Genomic DNA, 323 nt, shown 5'->3' on the forward strand with positions numbered 1-323 from the left:
TAAAGAGGGCGACCAAGTTCAACTAATTGGTTTTGGCACATTTAAAGTATCTCACCGTAATGCACGCACTGGTCGTAACCCTAAGACTGGTGAAGAGATTCAAATTGCTGCAGCAAATGTTCCTGCATTTACTGCTGGTAAAGCACTGAAAGATTCAGTTAATTAATGTAAAATACGCCGAGTGACATCGCTCGGCGTATTTTTTATGAAACACTTCATTGCTTCTGCTTTAGCTATTCTAACCCTAGCGGGTTGTTCTTCTGCTACAACTCCTTTGCGTCAATCCGCCCAGATTACTGAATATTCGGGTGGCGAAATTGACA

The 323-nt window shown here is 42.1% G+C and carries 1 protein-coding gene; it reads left to right on the top strand.

Annotated features, from left to right (window positions below; all coding sequences use genetic code 11):
- Window positions 1-166: HU family DNA-binding protein (locus tag AB4585_RS28035; RefSeq protein WP_372172033.1), on the top strand; the 166-nt coding region annotated here is incomplete at its 5' end.
- Window positions 167-323 lie beyond the last annotated feature (157 nt).

This window comes from Vibrio sp. 10N.222.49.C9 (assembly GCF_041474985.1).
GTDB lineage: Bacteria > Pseudomonadota > Gammaproteobacteria > Enterobacterales > Vibrionaceae > Vibrio > Vibrio crassostreae_C.